The following is a 17,509-nucleotide window of genomic DNA, read 5'->3' on the forward strand; positions in this document are numbered from 1 at the left end:
CGGAGCCGCCGGGGCCCGCGGCTCAGACGACGATGCGGGCGGTGGAGCCGGTGCGCTCCTTGGTGACGCGGAGCTGCGCCGGGATCCGGGCCCGCAGCTCCGCGACATGGCTGACGATGCCGACGGCGCGGCCGCCGTCGCGCAGGCCGTCCAGCACGTCCATCACCTCGTCGAGGGTGTCCTCGTCGAGGGTGCCGAAGCCCTCGTCGACGAACAGCGTGCCGATCTCCGCGCCGCCCGCCTCCGCGGTGACGACGTCGGCGAGGCCGAGCGCCAGCGACAGCGAGCTGATGAACGACTCGCCGCCCGACAGCGTCACCGGGTCGCGTTCCAGGCCCGTCCACGCGTCGGCGACGCGCAGCCCGAGCCCGCCCGCGCCGTGGCTGCGGTCGCCCGCCGCCTTGTCGGTGGTGTGGACGAGCGCGTAGCGGCCGCCCGACATCCGGCCGAGCCGCTCGTTCGCCGCGGCCACGACCTGCTCCAGCCGGGCGGCGAGCACGTACGCCGACAGCGACATCGAGCGCCGGTTCGCGGCGTGCTTGCCCGAGGTGAGCCCGGCGAGCCGCTCGGCGGTGCGGTACCGGTCCGCCGCCGGTCGCCAGTCGCGGACGGCGGCGCCGAGGTCGGCGCGCAGTCGCGCGAGCCGCTCGCAGCGGTGCCGGGCCCGGTCGGCGGCGGACGCCGCGCCGGTCCGGGCGTCCTCCGCCGACGCCAGCGCCGCCCCCAGCGCGTCCAGGTCGGGAGCGGGGCCGGCCGCCGCCTCGGCCAGCGCGCGGTCGGCGAGCAGGTCGCGGACGAGGGCCTCCTCGTCGTCGAACCGGCGGAGCCGGTCGCGCAGGGCCGCCTGGTCCTCATCCGGCATCGCGGCGGCGAGCACCTCGTCCGGCGTGCGGAACCCCTCCTCTTCGGCGGTGGCCTTGGCGCGCGCGCGAGCGGCGGCGAGCTCCTCGGCGGCGCGGTCGGCCTCCCGCAGCGCGTCCATCGCCTCGGCCAGCGCGTCGGCCTCGCGGCCGAGCCGGTCGATGCGGGCCTCCAGGGTCGCGTCGGTGCCGCGCGCCTCGTCGAGCGCCGCGCGCAGCCGCTTCTCCTCGGCGTCGAGCTCCGCGCGCCGGGTGCGGTTCGCGGTGAGCGCCCGGACGTTGCCGTCCCGGGCGTCGCGGACCCGCTCCAGCTCCTGCTCGTCGCGGTGCAGGACGCTCTCCAGCCGGTCGGCCTCCGCGGCGCGCGCCGTCGCCGCGGCGAGCGCATCCTCCGCCTCGGCCAGATCGGCGGCTAGGGCCTCGGCCGCCTCCTCGCCGACCGTCTCCAGCAGGCCGTCGCGCTCGGTGCGCAGCGCCTCCACCTGGCGCGCCGCGTCCTCCCGGCCGTGCTGCGCGCGGTCGGCGGCGGCCTGCGCCCCGTCGACCTGCTCCTCGGTCGGGATCAGCGCCAGCGAGGTCACCGGGGCCGGGTGATCGGTGGAGCCGCACACCCGGCAGGGCTCGCCGTCCTCCAGCTCCTCGGCGAGGACCGCCGCCATCCCGTCCAGCCGCGCCTGCCGCAGGTCGAGGACGTGCTGCCGGGCGTCCTGCGCGGCGTCGACCGCGTCGCGTTGCGCGGCCTCCGCCTCGCCGAGCAGGTGCCCGACATGGTCGCGGCGGTGCGCCGCGTCGAGCCGGCGCCGCGCCTCGGCCACCGCGGCCTCGGCGCCCGAACGCCCGGCCGCGGCGATGCGGGCCTCGTCCAGTTCGGCGCGGCGCGTCTCGACGATGCCGGGAAGGTCGGCGAGCGCCGCCGCGATCCGCGCCTCCTCGGGCTCGAGGCGCGCCATCTCGCGGTCCAGCTCCGCCCGCTCGGCCTCCAGCTCGCTCAGCCGCGCCGCCCCCTGCCTGCGGTCCGCCAGCTGCGCCATCTCGTCGCGGCGCGCGCGCTCGGCCTTCGTCAAAACGTCCTCGGACGCGTTCGGCGGCAGCAGCGCCCCGACCCGCGAACGGGTCTCCTCCGCCCACCGACGCGCCTGGCCCGCGCGGACATGACGGTCCTGCACGGCGCGCACCAGCGGCACGACCCGGTCGGCGCGCGCGGCGGCGTCGAGCTCCGACGCCAGCCGCGACCGCTCCTCGGCGCGCGCGGCCAGCGCGTCACGGCGCGCCAGCGCGTCGGCGCGCCGACGGCGCCGCTCCGCCACCTCCCGCCCGGCCTCCAGCGCCTCGCGCGCGGCCCGCACCGCCGCGTCCGCCTCGTCGCGCAGCCGGCCGGCGGTCGCGCGGACGTCGGCGTGCTCGCCCGCCAGCTCCGCCGCCCACGCCGGAAGCACCTCCATGTCCGCGGCCTGCTCCGGCGCCTGCTCGCCGCGGCGCGGCGCCGGGACCGGCGCGCGCTCACCGCGCGGCGGCGCGGCGCCCGTCGCCTCCGCGATCCGGTCCGCGATCGAGGACGCGGCGGCGGCGAGCTCCGCCGCCTCCCGGCCCGTCGCGGCGCGCCGGTCGGCCAGCCACTTCTCCACCTGCGTGAACACCTCGGTCGCGAACAGCCGCTCCAGCACCTTGCGGCGCTCGTCGGCGCCCGCGCGCAGGAAGCCTGCGAACTCGCCCTGCGGCAGCAGCGCGACCTGGCAGAACTGCGCGGCGTTCATCCCGAGCAGCCGGGAGATCAGGTCCCCCGCCTCGTCCAGCCGGGTGGTGAGCCCGGTCCAGCCGCCGCGCTCGAACTCCTCCAGGATCACCTTGGCGTGCTCGGTCGTCGTGCCGGACCCGCGCAGCTTCGGCCGCTCCCACGCCGGCGACCGCGTCACGCGCAGCCGCCGGCCCCGGATCGTCGTCTCCAGCACCACGCGCGGACCCGCGCCGGGCGCCGCGTGATCGCTGCGCAGCCCCTTCACCGCGTTCCGGACGCCCGGGACCTGCCCGTACAGCGCGAAACACACCGCGTCCAGGATGCTCGTCTTCCCCGCGCCCGTCCGGCCCTGGATGAGGAACAGCCCCGCGTCCGACAGCGCGTCGAAGTCGATCTCCTCCGTCCCGGAGAACGGGCCGAACGCGGCGACCTCCAGCCGGTGGAGCCTCACGCCAGCGCCTCCTTCCGGCGGCAGTGCTCGAACGCCTCGTCCAGCAGGGCGCGCTCCGCCTCCGTCGCGGGACCGTCGGTGACCTCCGCGACGAAGTCGCCGGCGATGTCGAGTTCCGACCGCTCGCGGACCCGCTCCGTCCAGGTGCGCGCGTCGCCGGTGCCGCCGCCCTCCGGCTCGAAGCCGAGGACCAGCGCGTGCGGGAAACGGCGGCGCAACCGCTCCATCGCCGCGGACGGTCGGCGCTCGTCGGTCAGCGTGATCTGCAGCCAGCGGTCCTCGTACTCCTCGTACCGCGAACCGGACAGCAGGTCGTCGATGCGGCCGCGGACGCGCGCCAGCCGGCGCGGCACGGGCGCCTCCACGAACTCCGCCGCCACGCCGTCCTCGCGCAGATCGACGAGCCACGACCCCTTGACGTGATGCTCCTCGGAGAACGAGTACGCCAGCGGCGACCCCGAATAGCGGACGCGGTCCGTGATGGCCCAGCGGCCGTGCAGATGCCCGAGCGCCGCGTAGTCCACGCCGTCGAACACCGACGCCGACACCTGCGCCGACCCGCCCACCGAGATGTCGCGCTCGCTCTCGCTGCTCTCGCCGCCGGTCACGAACGCGTGCGCGAGCACGACCGAGCGCAGGCCGGGACGCCCCGCCGCGTCCGCGCGGACCCGCCGCATCGCCTCGGTGAGCGCCGCCGCGTGCGTGCGCTCCTCCAGCCCCCACGGATGCCGCACGAGCTCCGGCTCCAGATACGGGACGCCGTAGATCGCGGCGTCCCCCACGACGACCGGCTCCCCCACGCGCGCGAAATCGGTGCGGACGTGCACGCCCGCCCCGTCCATCAGCGCGGAGCCGAACCCGAGCCGCCGCGCCGAGTCGTGGTTCCCGGCGATCAGCACGACCCGCGTCAGCTCCGCGAGCCGCGCCAGGGCCTCGTCGCACAACCGCACCGCGTCCACGGCGGGCAGCGCCCGGTCGTAGACGTCGCCCGAGACGAGCACACAGTCGACCCGCTGCTCTCGCACGGTCGCGACGAGGTCGTCGACGAACGCCGCCTGCGCGGCCAGCAGGTCCTCGCGATGGAACGATCTGCCGAGATGCCAGTCGGAAGTGTGCAGGATTCGCATGTCGCAGCAACCATAGGCACCCCGTCCGACACATCCGGCGCAGAAACGCCGTGTTGGCTTCAATCCCGGCCCAGCGGGCTCGCCTGGCGGCTCGCCCGCTGACCGTGATCGGGCGAGCGCGACCTCGCTTCGCGAGCTTCCCGGTGGGGGCTCGCCTTCGGCGTCGCCCCCACCGGTCAGATAGCGCGCTCGCGCGGTGGCTCGGCTCCGTGCGCTCCCCCCACTCGCCTTCGGCTTCGCCCCCACCGGGCAGACAGCGCGCTCGCTGGGTGGCTCGGCTCGGCGCGGGGCGTTGCCGGGCCCGCCTCCGGCTTCCGGTGTGCTGGTGGCTTGGGGGTGGTGCGGCAGGTTTTAGGCTGGGGTGGTGGGTGATCGTCCTTACGTGCTGCTGAGCTGCGCGATGTCGGTCGACGGGTACATCGACGACGCGGCGCCGGAACGGCTGCGGCTGTCCAGCGCCGCGGACTTCGACCGCGTCGACGCGGTGCGGGCCGGCTGCGACGCGATCCTCGTCGGCGCCGGGACCGTCCGCGCCGACGACCCGAAGCTGCTGATCCGCTCGCAGGCGCGGCGGGAGCGGCGGGCCTCGCGCGGGCTCCCGCCCGACCTCACCAAGGTGACGCTGACATGGAGCGGCGACCTGGATCCGCGCGCGCGGTTCTTCACCACGGGCGAGTCGCCCAAGCTGGTGTACGCGCCGTCCGGCACGGCCACGGGCCTGGCGGAGCGGCTCGGCGGGCTGGGCGAGGTCGTCGACGCGGGCGAGCCGCTGGAGCTCGCGACCGTCCTGGCGGACCTGTCGGCGCGCGGCGTGCGGCGGCTGATGGTGGAGGGCGGCGGCGCGATCCACACGCTGTTCCTCACGTCGGGACTGGTGGACGAGCTGCAACTGGTCGTGGCCCCGTTCCTCGTCGGCGACCCGTCGGCGCCGCGGTTCGTCCGGTCGGGGGTGTTCCCGCAGTCGCCGGAGCGGCCGATGCGGCTGGCGGAGATCACCCGGATCGGCGACCTCGCGCTACTGCGCTACCTGCCGGGCGGCGAGCGTGGCTGACGCGATCATGGACGACGCCGGGTGGCTGGCGCTGGCCTGCGACCTGGCGACGCTGTGCCCGCCGTCCCGGACGGCGTTCTCGGTGGGCGCGGTGATCGTCGACGCGGACGGCCGGGAGATCGCGCGCGGGCACTCCCGGGAGGCCGACCCGCACGACCACGCCGAGGAGGCGGCGATCGCCAAGACCGGCGGGGTACTGCGCGGCGCGACCGTCTACAGCTCGCTGGAGCCGTGCGGGAACCGCGCGTCGCGGCCGCGGCCGTGCGCGGAGCTGATCGTCGCGTCGGGGGCGCGGCGGGTGGTGTTCGCCTGGCGCGAGCCGTCGGTGTTCGTCGCGGGCACGGGCGCGGAGATCCTGGAGGCGGCGGGCGTGGAGCTGGTGGAACTGCCCGAGCTGGCGAGGGCGGCGCAGGAGCCGAACGCGCACCTGCTCGCTCGATGAGACTCTAGTCTCATTTCTCTTGCCAACCCCCCTCGACCGCGTGCAATGCTGAGCCAAGCAAGCATTCGGTCAGCGGATGCGCCCCGGACTCTCCGCGGACCCCCGGCAGGAGGCACATCAGCATGCGCGAGCACGATCGGCTGTTCATCGGCGGCGAGTGGACGGCACCGGCCGGCACCGGCACCATCGAGGTCATCTCCCCGCACACCGAGGAGGTCATCGGCCGGGTGCCGGACGGCACCGAGGCCGACATGGACGCGGCGGTCGCCGCCGCCCGGCGCGCCTTCGACCAGGGCCCCTGGCCGCGGATGACCCCCGCCGAGCGCGCCGAGAAGGTCGGGAAGCTGTCGGCGATCTACGCCGAGCGGCAGCAGCAGATGGCCGACCTCGTCACCGCGGAGATGGGCTCGCCGATCCTGTTCTCGGTGTTCGGGCAGGCCGCGATCCCGCAGATGGTGCTGCAGTACTACGTCGACCTCGCCGGCACCTACGCCTGGGAGGACGAGCGGCCCGGCATGCTCGGCCCCGTCACCGTCACCCGCGAGCCGGTCGGCGTCGTCGCCGCGATCGTCCCGTGGAACGTGCCGCAGTTCACGCTGATGCTCAAGCTCGCGCCCGCGCTGATCGCCGGCTGCACCGTCGTCGCCAAGCCGTCCCCCGAGACGCCGCTCGACAGCTACCTGCTGGCCGAGTGGATCAAGGAGGCGGGCATCCCGGACGGCGTCGTCAACATCGTCCCGGCGGGCCGCGAGGTCGGCGCGTACCTGGTCGCGCACCCCGGCGTCGACAAGGTGTCCTTCACCGGCTCCACCGCCGCCGGACGCAAGATCGGCGCGGTCTGCGGCGAGCAGCTCAAGCGGGTCACCCTCGAGCTCGGCGGCAAGTCCGCCGCGATCGTGCTGGACGACGCCGACCTCGCCTCCACCATCGAGGGCTTCAAGATGGCGTCGCTGATGAACAACGGCGAGGCGTGCGCCGCGCAGACCCGCATCCTGGCGTCCCGCCGCCGCTACGACGAGGTCGCCGACGCCCTGGCGACCATGGTCGGCGGCCTCACCGTCGGCGACCCGGCCGACTACTCCAGCGAGATCGGCCCGCTGGTCGCCAAGCGGCAGCAGGAGCGCGTGGAGAACTACATCCGGATCGGCCAGGACGAGGGCGCCAAGGTCATCACCGGCGGCCTGAACCGGCCGCACGACCGCGGCTGGTACGTCGCCCCGACCGTGTTCGGCGACGTCCGCAACGACATGCGGATCGCCCGCGAGGAGATCTTCGGCCCGGTGCTCGTCCTGATCCCCTACGAGGACGAGGAGGACGCCGTCCGGATCGCCAACGACAGCGACTACGGCCTCGGCGGCTCGGTCTGGACCGGCGACGTCGACCACGGCGTCGAAGTCGCCCGCCGCATCCGCACCGGCAGCTGCGGCGTGAACCTCTACAGCCTCGACCCCAACACCCCGTTCGGCGGCTTCAAGAACAGCGGCCTCGGCCGCGAGCTCGGCCCGGAGGGCCTGAACGCCTACCTGGAGCACAAGTCCATCCCGCGTCCCGCCTGACGCCCCCCGACCCGCGTGCCGTCCCGTGAGCGCCTGCACGGGACGGCACGCGACGTCTCAGCCCCGTCCACCGATCGGTTGATGCGGCGGATCAGCCGCCGCGTGGCCGGTCGGTCGATGCCCCGGTGCGGGCCGCTCCGGGAGCCTTGTGGTCGTTGGCAGACGACCGGAGGAGCCCGCGTTGGCGATCATCGAGGTGAACGGCCTGAGCAAGCGGTACGGCGGCCGCACCGCCCTGGACGGGGTGTCCTTCTCCGTCGAGGAGGGCGAGATCTTCGGGATCCTCGGCCCGAACGGCGCCGGGAAGACCACGGCGGTCGAGTGCCTGGAGGGCCTGCGCCGCCCCGACGGCGGCACCGCCCGCGTCGCCGGCCTCGACCCGTGGGCCGACGGCCGCCGGCTGCACGAGCTGATCGGCGTCCAGCTGCAGCAGACCGGCCTGCCCGGATCGATCAGGGTGCGGGAGGCGCTCGAGTTGTACGCCTCCTTCTACGCCTCCCCCCGCGACCCCGGCGAGCTGATCGCCCAATGGGGGCTGGAGGACCAGCGGGAGGCCCGGGTCCGCAAGCTGTCCGGCGGGCAGGCGCAGCGGCTGTACATCGCGCTCGCGCTCGTCGGCGCGCCTCGCGTCGCGTTCCTCGACGAGCTGACCACCGGCCTGGACCCGCACGCCCGCCGCGCCACCTGGGACCTGATCCGCCGGATCCGCGACGACGGCGTCACCGTCGTGCTGATCAGCCACTTCATGGACGAGGCGGAGGAGCTGTGCGACCGGCTCGCCGTCCTCGACGCCGGCCGCATCGTCGCCACCGGCAGCCCCGGCCGGCTCATCGAGGAGACCACCGGGGGCGGCGGCCGGATGCGGTTCCGGCCCGTCGACGACCTGGACCTCGCCCTGCTGGCCGGCGTGCCCGGCGTCACCGACGTCCGGCGGTCCGGCGCCTACGTGGCCGTCACCGGCCGCGGCGACTTCGCCACCGCCGTCACCTCCGCGCTCGCCCGCAACCGCGTGGTGGTCGCCGACCTGCGCATCGACCAGCGCACCCTCGACGACGCCTACCTCGCCCTGACCGGCGGGCCGTCCGCCCGCGACTGAAGGAGCCGCAGAATGTTCGGCAAGATCCTGGCCGTCGAGCTCCGGATGCGGATGCGCGAAGCTCTCACCCCCGTGTTCGCCGTCGTGCTCCCGCTCGCCCTGCTGTTCGGCTTCGGGCTGATGCCGGACGCCACCAAGCCGTCCAAGGACCTCGGCGGGCAGAGCACCACCGAGTACATGGCCGTCCTCGGCACCGGCATCGCGTTCGCGATCCTCAGCCTCATCATGCTGCCCGGCGTGCTGTCCGACTACCGCGAGCGCGGCGTGCTGCGCCGGATGCGGGCCACCCCCGTCCGGCCGTCGGCGCTGCTCACCGCCCAGCTGGTGATCAACGCGGGGGCGGGCGCGGTGACCGCCGCCATCATGATCGTCGCCGGTGCGGCGGCGTTCGGCACCCCCGTCCCGCGCGGCTTCGGCTGGTTCCTGCTCGCCGCGGTCCTGTGCCTGCTCGCGCTGCTGGCGCTCGGCTCGCTCGTCAGCGCCGTCGTGCCGACCGGCCGGGCCGGCAACGCCGTCGGGTCGCTCCTGTTCTTCCCCAGCATGTTCCTCGCCGGCGTGTACATCCCCTACGACCAGATGCCGCGCACCCTGCAGCGGATCTGCGACCTCACGCCCCTCGGCGCCGGCATCCGCTCCATGCGGGACGCCTGGATGGGCCACACGCCGCAGCCCCTCCATCTGGCGATAATGGCCGCATACGCGGTGGTCGCGACCCTGGCCGCCGCCCGGCTCTTCCGGTGGGAGTGACGTGCCGGCACAACAGTACGACGTCGACGCCTGGGAACGCCGCGAGCGGCTCGTCCTGGGCGTCGTCCCGTACGTCTCGCTCGGGCTGGCGACGGCGCTGGGGCTGCTGGTGGACCACGGGTCGCCCGGCAGGATCGCGCTCCAGCTCGGACTGAGCGGGGCGGCGGTCGCGTGGGTGACATGGTTCGCCGTCCTCCATCCGGACCGGCTGGAGCGCCCCCGCGTCGCGGGCGCCTACTTCGTCGTCCTGATCGGCCTGATCGGTGCGCTGATCTCCGTGAACGGGATGTACGGGTTCGCGATCATCACCGGATACATGCACGCGTTCTGGCTGGGGCCCCGCTGGCGGGCGCTCGCCGTGGTCGTCTGCGCCGCGCTCGGCGCCGCGGCGCAGCTGGGCGGGATCGGGAACATCGACCGCGGGGATCTGCTCGTCTACCTGCTGGTCTTCGCGGTGAACGTGCTGCTGGCAGGCGGGATCACCCTGTTCGCCTGGCGCATCAGCGAGGAGTCCGACCGGCGCAGGGACGTCATCGCCGAGCTCGCCGAGGCGAACGCACGGCTGGAGGCGGCGCTGGAGGAGAACGCCGGCCTGCACGCCCAGCTCCTCGCGCAGGCCCGCGAGGCCGGCGTGCACGACGAGCGGCAGCGGATGGCCGGCGAGATCCACGACACCATCGCCCAGGGCCTCGCCGGCGTCGTCACCCAGCTCCAGGCCGCCCGGCAGGCCCGCGAGCGCGACGGCGCCTGGGAACGGCACCTGGACGTCGCGCAGCGGATGGCGCGCGACAGCCTCGCCGAGGCCCGCCGGTCCGTCCAGGCGCTGCGGCCGCAGTCGCTGGAGGAGTCCGCGCTGCCCGAGGCGCTCGCCGAGGTCGCCGGCCGCTGGACGGCCCTGCACGGCGTGCCCGCCGAGGTGAGGACCACCGGTACCGTACGGACCATGCACCCCGAGGTCGAAGGGACGCTGCTGCGCACCGCGCAGGAGGCGCTGGCGAACGTCGCCAAGCACGCCGGCGCGTCCCGCGTCGCGGTGACCCTGTCGTACATGGGCGACCTGATCACCCTGGACGTCCGCGACGACGGCGCCGGGTTCGTCCCCGACCGCGTCGCGCCGACCGCGGACGGCGGCTACGGCCTCACCGCGATGCGCCGCCGCGTCGCCCGCGTCGCCGGGACGCTGGAGATCGAGTCCGAGCCGGGCGCGGGCACCGCGATCTCCGCGAGCGTCCCCGCCGTCCCGATGGGGGACGCCGGATGACCGGCGGCGCGATCACCCTGCTCATCGCCGACGACCACCCCGTGGTGCGGGACGGGCTGCGCGGCATGTTCACCGGGGAGCCCGGCTTCGAGGTGCTCGCCGAGGCCGCCGACGGCGCCGAGGCGGTGCGGCTCGCCGAGGCCCTCCGCCCGGACGTCGTGCTGATGGACCTGCGGATGCCCGGCACCGACGGCGTCACCGCCATCACCCGGATGGCCGAGCGCGGCCTGCCCGCCCGGGTGCTGGTGCTGACCACCTACGACACCGACAGCGACGTGCTGCCCGCGATCGAGGCGGGCGCCACCGGCTACCTGCTCAAGGACGCGCTGCGGGACGAGCTGTTCCGCGCGGTCCGCGCCGCCGCCCGCGGCGAGTCCGTGCTGTCGCCGTCGGTGGCGGCGCGGCTGATGAGCCGGATGCGCGCCGCCGCCGCCCGTCCCGCCGAGCCGCGCGGCGAGGAGCCGCTCAGCCCCCGCGAGCTGGAGGTCCTCGGCCTGGTCGCGCGCGGCAGCACCAACCGGGAGGCCGCCGCCCGGCTGTTCATCAGCGAGGCCACGGTGAAGACCCACCTGCTGCACATCTACGGCAAGCTCGGCGTGAACGACCGCGCCGCCGCGGTCGCCGCGGCGTTCGACCGCGGCCTGCTCCAGCCCGGTTCCGCGTCCTCCTGAGCAGGCCGCTCGGTATAGCGGGCCCTCCTGAGCGTGTTGCCCCCGGCAGCGGGCCCTCCCGAGCGGGCCGCTCAGGGCAGCGGCGACACCGTCCACCCGTGCCGGATCCTGCAGGCGCGCGCCGCCTCCGCGGACGGTGCGCCCGCCACCAGCACGCGGAGCCCGCGCGCCGGGACCGCGCCGTGGTCGAACGCCAGCGCCCGCAGCTTCGCGGGGCCGACGACGAGGGCGGTGGCCCCGTACCGCAGGATCGCCTCCAGCAGGTCGCGGGCGCCCGGCTCCGGCACCCCGGCGAACGCGGCGCCCTGGACGAGGCACAGGTCGATGAGCCCGACCCACGTCCGCACCGGCACGTCCGCACCGCAGCAGACCAGGACGTCGTCCTCCCCGAGCGCGACGGCGCCGGCCAGCCGGTAGAGGTCCGCGAGGCGGTCGGCATGCGTGACGTCCTCGCGCGGGCCCGTCAGCCGCAGCGCCGCGTCGCGCAGCGGATCGGGGGACGGCGCCTCGCCGGACCCGGCGCCCGCCTCCAGCAGCCGCCCGAACGGGGTGGCGCCCGGCACGTCCCCGAACGCGAAGACCTGCCGCACGTACGAGTCGTCCGCCGCGGCCATCGACCGGGCGGCGGTCTCCTCCCCCGTCATCAGGAACCGCGCTCCCGCCTCGTTCATCATCGCGGCGAGCTCGTCCGCGGGCGCGTGCGGCGGCAGCGGCGCGGGCACGGCTCCGGCCGCGGCGGCCGCGTGCACGGCGAGCGCCAGGTCGCAGGCGTCCGCGAGGTGGATCGCGCCGACGTCGCCGCCGCGCACCCCGTGCCGCCGGAGCCCCCGCGCCGCCGCGGGCACCGCCTCCGCGAACCGGGCGCGGCCGAGCGTCCGCCCCCGGTCGACGACCGCCGTCCGGCCGCCGCCGCCCATCGCCGCCAGCACCGCCCGCGTCACCGTCGCGTCGGCGACGCCCACCGCGCCGGTCTCTCCGTCCAGCATGCGGCGACCGTATGCCCGGCCCCGGCGCCGCCACATCCGAAGACCTATGTAGACACATGTGTAGCCGCCGCAGGCCCACGTGCGGCCGCCCGGGTGGATCACGGGCGGCGACCGAGGCCGGCGCGGTCGAGGAGCGCCCGGCGCCGGACGCTCCCGCCCGCGTCGCGGGGGATCTCCTCGACCAGGTGCACGGCGACGACCCCGCGGCGCCCGGCGAGGTGGGTGTCGAGGTAGGCGAGCAGGTCGTCGACGGAGGTCTCGTCGGTGACGACGGCGAAGGCGTGCGGCGCCAGGCCGAGGTCCTCGTCGGGGACGGGCGCGACGGCGGCGTCGGACACCGCGGGATGCGCGGCGAGCACCGCCTCGGGTTCGCCGGGCGGCTCGGGCCGGGCGCGCCCCACCCGGCCGAGCACGAACACGCGGCCGTGGTCGTCGGCGAACGCCGAGTCGCCGGTCGGCAGCCAGCGGGCGGGGACGGCGGCGGTCCGGGTCACCGGCAACCGCACGCACAGTTCGCCCGGCTGGTAGGACGGCTGGCCGGCGCCGGTCCGCGGATGGACGACGCGCCACTTCACGCCGGGCAGGCCGCGCCCGACGGAGTCCAGCGTGCCCTCCTCGGCGGCGCGCAGGTTGAGGTGCGTGATGCCGGCGGCCTCGGCGATCCCGTACGCCTGCCTGACCGGGCAGCCGAGCCGGGCCGCGGCGGCGCGCGCGTCCTCGGCGGCGAGCGGCCCGCCCGCGGTGACGACGGCGCGCAGCGTCCGCAGGTCGTAGCGGCCGACCGTGCGATCGCGGCCGAGCGCCTCGACCAGGGGCGGCGGCAGCACCGCCACGGTGGCGCGCCACCGCTGCAGCGCGCGCAGCAGGTCGTGGCGGCCGCCGGTGAAGGCGACGACCGCGGCGCCGAGCCGCAGGCCCGGGTTGAGGACGCCGTTCAGGCCGAGGACTCCGGTGAGCGGCAGCGCGGTCAGCACGGTGTCGGCGGAGCCGACCATGCCGGCCTCGGCGACCCGCACCAGCCCGGCGACCATCTCCGCATGGGTGAGCCGGACCGTCCGGAGCGGTCCGGACGGACCGCCGGTGCAGGCGACGAGTGCGAGGTCGCGGGCCGGGTCGACGGGGACCACCGGCGCCGCGGCACCGGTGAGCAGCGCCGAGAACGGCTCCGTGCCCGGTTCCGCGCCGAAGCAGAACAGCCGCCGGTCCCGTCCCCGGACGCCGCCTGCGAGCCCCGGCCAGGTGATCGCCGTCCGGGCTCCGGCGGACTCCAGCAGCCGCGCGATCTCGGCGGCGGGCAGCCCGCCCACGGGGAACGGGACGGCGCCGGCGGCGGTGACCGCGTGCAGCGCGAGGGCGAACTCGGGGCCGCCCGGCAGGTGCAGGCCCACCACGTCGCCCGGCCGGATCCCCTCCCGCACGAGCCCGGCCGCGGCCGCGTCCGTGCGCGCGGCCAGCTCGCCGTACGTCAGCGACCGGCCGGACGACGCGTCGGCCACGGCGGGCCGCGCGGACTTCTCCGGTCCGGAACCGGCCCCGCCGAGCACGGCCCGCGTCACGGTCGCACCGGGGTACGCGGAGGCCGCGTCCACACCCTGGGAGATCATGCGCCGACGCTATGGTGGACGCCGCGTCAGCACATGCACCGGACTACGCAGGCATGGTCGTATTCGGCACCTCCGCACCGCTCCGCGATGTGTACACACCCCTCAGTCCTCGGCGGAGAGGGTCTCCACGACCCATGCGGCGATCTGCGCGCGGGACGAGTAGCCCAGCTTGGTCAGGATGTTCGTCACGTGCCGCGCGACGGTCGCCGGGCTGATCACCAGCTCGTCCGCGATCCCGCGGTTGGTCAGCCCGCGCGCCACGAGCCGTGCGATCTCCCGCTCCCGCCCCGTCAGCGTGCTCGGCGGCGTGAACGGCCGAGCACGTCCCTCCAACGCCCGCCCCTCCAACGCCCGGCCCCCACCCGGGCCGCTCCACGGACGCGCATGCCGCGCCTCGCCTCCTTGCTCCCCGCCCAGAAGGTCCCGGCCGGCTTCCCGCTCCCCGACGGCGCCCGGCCCACGTCCGTCCGGGACCCGCCCCGCCTCTTCCGCCCCCCGCCACACCCCTGACCGCTCACCAGCCGCCGTCTCACGGCCGGCGCCGCCCCGGCCTGCACCCACCTCCGGTTCGCCCCCACTCCACGCCGCTGCTCCTCGCACTCCCGACCGCATCGCCGACCCTGGCGGCGCGTCCTCCTCCACGCTCGACGCTCGTCCGCCGGTCTCCTGCCGGCCACTCCGGACTCGAGGCCCGCTCTGCTCCTGCCGGCCAGGTTCCCGGGCCCCGACCGCGCCCGGACCCGGCTCGTCCTCGAACGGCATCGCCGCCGCTTCCCGCGACGCGCATGCCCGCCCGGAACCCGGCACTCGTCGTCCGGCATCCTGCGCGCCCGGCTGCGGTACCTGCTTCGCGCTCGGCTCCCGTTCGCCCTCGAACCACGTCACCACCGGCCCTTGTGACGCGTCCGCCGGTTCGTCCTGCGGTCTTCGCCGGTCGGCTTCCCCCAGTCGGCCGGTGGCCGACTCCGGAGCGGCCTCGGAAGGCATCGCGCTTCCTGGAGGCTGCGTTGCGCGTGCGGGGTCGCCGCCCGGCGTGCGCGGGCCGGCCTCCCCCGCCCGAGTAAGAGGCATCTCTCGTCGGGCGGGCTCGCCCGAAGGCGATTGCGCCGCAGCCAGCGGCTCGGCGCCCGGCTCCCTGCCGGCGCTTTCCCGGTTGCGCCGTGCGCTCGACTCCCGTTCCTCGCCGGGATGAGGCGAGCGCTGAAGTGCCCCTGTCCGCCCGCCGCTCGGCGGCCGAGAGGCGGCTTCGGAAGCCCGCCCCGGGTCAAGAGCCCGCCCCGGGCCGAGCCCCTGCCCCGATTCGAGGGCCTGCCCCGGGCCGGGACCCTGCCCCGGGTCAAGAGCCCGTCCCGGATCAACGGCCTGCGCTGGGTCGAGGGCCTGTCCCGGATCAAGAGCCTGCCCCGGATCAAGAGCCTGTCCCGGATCAAGCGCCTGCCCCGGATCAACGGCCTGCTCTGGGGCGGGGGCCTGCGCTGGGGCGGGGGCCCGGGGCGCGTCCGGGTCGTGTTTCGTCGTTGATTCTCGGGTGGGACGGGGCGTCGGGTGTTCCCGGGTGAGCGGTCCCGGGGGCCGGGTCTGCTCTCGGCGAGGGGCGCGCGGCTGGTCTGGGACGGGGCGCGGTTCGGGGGGTGCGGCTTCTTGGCTGGAGCGCGGGGAGGGGACGGAGGCCGGTCCGGTGGTGGACGGGACGTTGCGGGCGTGCAGGGCGTAGTCGACCGCGTCGTCGGGGGACATCGCGCGGCCCTCGCCCCAGAACTGGGCGACGAGGGGCTCGCCGAGGCGGCGGCGGATCGGTTCCAGCATCCGTTCGCGGCGGGCGCCGGCGGCGGGGTGGCGGCCGGTGGCCTCGCGGAGCGCCGCCGCGGCGCCGGCGAGCATCACCGCGCCGCGCGCGTCGCCCTCGACGGCGACCAGTTCGGCGAACGTCTCCAGGGCGCGGGCGACGTCGAGGCGGATGCCGGACGAACGGCTCAGCGACAGGCTCTCCGCCAGCGCCTCCCGGGCGGACGCCGGGTCCCCCTGCTCCAGCGCGACCCGGCCGATGCCGGCGAGCGCCCGCGCCATCTCCGGCCGCGCCCCGATCTCCGCCAGGATCGGCAGGACGTCGGCGTAGTGGGCGCGGGCCGCGCCGGGGTCGCCGCGGAGCTCGGCCAGCCGGCCGAGGCCGATGATGGCGTGCGCGGCGCCCCAGAGCTGCCCGATCTCCCGCATCAGCCTCGCGCCCGCGTCCAGGTGCTCGCGTGCCTCGCGGAGGCGGACCCGGCGGATCAGCAGGTAGCCGCGGGTGATCCGGGCATAGGCGCGGACCCAGTCCCGGCCGGGCCCCGCGGCGATCGCGTCGGCCTCGTCCAGCCGCGCCGCGGCGTCCTCGAACCGGCCCGCGCGGGCGAGCGACTCGGCCAGCGTGACCAGGGCGGACGCCGTCGTGAACGGGTCGCCGGCGGCCCGGCAGGGGTCGAGGGCCTCCTCGGCGTACCGGGCGGCCTGGGCGAAGTCGCGGCCGCCGACGGCCAGCTGCGCGCGTCCCGCGAGCGCCGCGCCCAGGGTGCGCGGGTCGGCGCCGTGCGAGCGGGCGAGGAACCGGTCCGTCCAGCCGGCCCATTCGGCGACGCGTCCGCGGACGATCCAGAAGGTGCGCAGCGCGGTGCACAGCCGCAGGCCCTCGCCGATGTCGCCGCGGTCCAGCGACCAGCCGAGCGCGGCCTGGACGTTCCCGAGCTCGGCGTCGTACCGGCGGAACAGCGCGACCCGGTCGGCCCACGCACCGGGCACCTCCGCCACCCCGAGCCTTCCGTCGTGCTCGGCGGCCTCCAGCACCGCGTCGCGGTGCCGGGTCCGGAACCCGGCGTCCTCGCCCGCCTCCGCGAGGCGTTCGGCGGCGTACTCCCGGATGCTGTCGAGCTGGCGGAACCGGACCTGCCCCGCCAGCTCCCCCACGACGGCCACCAGGGACTTGTCGACCAGCGCGGTCAGCAGGTCCAGGACGTCCTCGGCGGGGAGCGCGGCGTCCGCGCAGACGTGCTCGGCCTGCTCGAGGGTCCAGCCGGCGAACACCGACAGCCGGCGCAGCAGCGTCCGCTCCCGCACGTCGAGCAGGTCGTGGCTCCAGTCGATCGCCGCGCGCAGCGTCCGCTGCCGGGGCGGCGCGGTCCGGTCGCCGGCGCTGAGCAGCCGGAACCGGTCGGCGAGGCGGCCGGCCATCTGCTCGACCGACAGCACCCGGACGCGCGCGGCGGCCAGTTCCAGCGCCAGCGGCATGCCGTCCAGCGCCCGCGTGACCTCCTCGACGCCGCCGGTGACGTCGAAGCCGGGCCGGGCGGCGCGGGCCCGGTCGGCGAACAGGCGCACCGCCTCGTGCGGTTCGAGCGGCGGGACCCGCCAGACGTTCTCGCCCGCCATCCGCAGCGGCTCGCGGCTGGTCGCCAGCACCCGCATCCGCGGGCAGCGGGCCAGCAGCAGGCCGGTCAGCTCCGCGCACTCCTCGATGACGTGCTCGCAGTTGTCCAGGACGATCAGGACCGACGGTCCGCGCAGCGCGTCGGCGAGCGTGTCGGCCGTCCGGCGGCCCTCCTCCTCCGCCACGTCCAGCACCGCCGCGACGCGCCGCGCGACCGGTTCGGGCGTGCCGTCGGGGCGGACGCCGGCGAGTTCCACGAGCCAGACGCCGTCGGGGTGGGCGTCCAGCATCGTCCGCGCGACGTGCAGGGCCAGCCGCGTCTTGCCGATGCCGCCGGCTCCGCACAGCGTGACCGACCGCATGCCCTCCAGGAGGCGGCGCAGGTCGGCCACGTCGCGCTCGCGGCCGACGAAGGCGTTGGGTTCGGCGGGGAGGTTCGTCCTCAGAGGAGATCTCGGCTCGGTCATGCCCCTCCTGCCGTGTCCGAAGGGCCCGGCCCGTCGCGCTCCGTGCCCTGGTGCG

12 protein-coding genes are annotated in these 17,509 nt (G+C 76.2%); 7 read left to right on the forward strand and 5 right to left on the reverse strand.

Annotation, left to right across the window (positions count from 1 at the left end):
• Positions 1 to 22: 22 nt before the first annotated feature.
• Positions 23 to 3,046, reverse strand: coding sequence for an AAA family ATPase (locus tag J4557_RS01370; protein WP_208264442.1), 3,024 nt, complete (start codon positions 3,044 to 3,046; stop codon positions 23 to 25).
• A complete protein-coding gene (locus J4557_RS01375; RefSeq protein WP_208264443.1) occupies positions 3,043 to 4,173 on the reverse strand; it encodes an exonuclease SbcCD subunit D in 1,131 nt (376 codons plus the stop codon). Before J4557_RS01375 ends, J4557_RS01370 begins: the two co-directional genes overlap by 4 nt.
• A 364-nt stretch (positions 4,174 to 4,537) precedes the next feature.
• On the opposite strand from J4557_RS01375, the gene J4557_RS01380 reads away from it, so the two are divergent.
• From J4557_RS01380 to J4557_RS01410, 7 genes are all read left to right on the forward strand, one after another.
• Positions 4,538 to 5,224, forward strand: coding sequence for a RibD family protein (locus J4557_RS01380; RefSeq protein ID WP_208264444.1), 687 nt, complete (start codon positions 4,538 to 4,540; stop codon positions 5,222 to 5,224).
• 7 nt (positions 5,225 to 5,231) lie between these two features.
• Entirely contained in the window at positions 5,232 to 5,666 is a 435-nt protein-coding gene (locus J4557_RS01385) for a cytidine/deoxycytidylate deaminase family protein (protein WP_208264628.1), read from the forward strand.
• Positions 5,667 to 5,788: 122 nt separating this feature from the next.
• Positions 5,789 to 7,222 carry an aldehyde dehydrogenase gene (locus tag J4557_RS01390; RefSeq protein ID WP_208264445.1) on the forward strand — a complete coding sequence of 478 codons (1,434 nt, stop codon included), beginning with the start codon at positions 5,789 to 5,791 and terminating at the stop codon, positions 7,220 to 7,222.
• A 181-nt stretch (positions 7,223 to 7,403) separates the two neighbouring features.
• The gene (locus tag J4557_RS01395) at positions 7,404 to 8,318 is read left to right on the forward strand and encodes an ABC transporter ATP-binding protein (RefSeq protein ID WP_208264446.1); all 915 of its coding nucleotides are present in this window, start codon (positions 7,404 to 7,406) and stop codon (positions 8,316 to 8,318) included.
• A gap of 12 nt (positions 8,319 to 8,330) precedes the next feature.
• The gene (locus tag J4557_RS01400; protein ID WP_208264447.1) at positions 8,331 to 9,065 is read left to right on the forward strand and encodes an ABC transporter permease; all 735 of its coding nucleotides are present in this window, start codon (positions 8,331 to 8,333) and stop codon (positions 9,063 to 9,065) included.
• Between the two features lies 1 nt (position 9,066).
• Positions 9,067 to 10,326, forward strand: coding sequence for a sensor histidine kinase (locus tag J4557_RS01405; RefSeq protein WP_208264448.1), 1,260 nt, complete (start codon positions 9,067 to 9,069; stop codon positions 10,324 to 10,326).
• Positions 10,323 to 10,997, forward strand: coding sequence for a response regulator (locus J4557_RS01410; RefSeq protein ID WP_208264449.1), 675 nt, complete (start codon positions 10,323 to 10,325; stop codon positions 10,995 to 10,997). The genes J4557_RS01405 and J4557_RS01410 overlap by 4 nt, the downstream gene beginning before the upstream one ends.
• A gap of 71 nt (positions 10,998 to 11,068) precedes the next feature.
• On the opposite strand, the gene J4557_RS01415 is transcribed toward J4557_RS01410, so the two are convergent.
• The 3 genes from J4557_RS01415 to J4557_RS49155 form a co-directional block, all read right to left on the reverse strand.
• Entirely contained in the window at positions 11,069 to 11,983 is a 915-nt protein-coding gene (locus tag J4557_RS01415; protein WP_208264450.1) for an AMP-binding protein, read from the reverse strand.
• 98 nt (positions 11,984 to 12,081) lie between these two features.
• Entirely contained in the window at positions 12,082 to 13,587 is a 1,506-nt protein-coding gene (locus J4557_RS01420) for an AMP-binding protein (RefSeq protein ID WP_208264451.1), read from the reverse strand.
• 102 nt (positions 13,588 to 13,689) lie between these two features.
• A complete protein-coding gene (locus J4557_RS49155; protein ID WP_243775089.1) occupies positions 13,690 to 17,454 on the reverse strand; it encodes a LuxR C-terminal-related transcriptional regulator in 3,765 nt (1,254 codons plus the stop codon).
• Between the last annotated feature and the right edge of the window lie 55 nt (positions 17,455 to 17,509).

Source organism: Actinomadura nitritigenes (assembly GCF_017573545.1).
GTDB classification, from domain to species: domain Bacteria; phylum Actinomycetota; class Actinomycetes; order Streptosporangiales; family Streptosporangiaceae; genus Spirillospora; species Spirillospora nitritigenes.